Here is a 328-nt window from a genome sequence, read left to right as displayed (position 1 = left end):
CCTTCTGCGTGCAGCGCGCATCGACTTCTAGAACAACACCATGAATGAAGAGATCCTGATCAATGTCACGCCGCAGGAAACGCGCGTCGCGCTCGTCCAGCAAGGCGCCGTCCAGGAACTTCACGTCGAACGAACGCTGTCGCGCGGCCGCGTGGGCAACGTCTATCTCGGCAAGGTCGTGCGGGTGTTGCCGGGCATGCAGTCGGCGTTTATCGACATCGGTCTGGAGCGCGCCGCGTTTCTTCATGTAGCCGACATCTGGCACCCGCGCATTGCCGGCGAGCCGCAACACCAGAGCCCGCATCAGCCCATTGAAAAAATTGTGTTC

At 60.7% G+C, this 328-nt stretch carries 1 pseudogene; it reads left to right on the top strand.

Features of this window, described 5'->3' with window-relative positions:
• Positions 1–40: 40 nt before the first annotated feature.
• A pseudogene (locus EN824_RS34015) lies at positions 41–328 on the top strand (hypothetical protein); the annotation flags it as partial.

The sequence above is a fragment of the Mesorhizobium sp. M8A.F.Ca.ET.181.01.1.1 genome (assembly GCF_004792025.1).
Classification (GTDB): domain Bacteria; phylum Pseudomonadota; class Alphaproteobacteria; order Rhizobiales; family Rhizobiaceae; genus Mesorhizobium.
The sequence above is the reverse complement of the archived record's forward strand: the minus strand, read 5'-3'. Positions and strand labels throughout refer to the sequence as shown.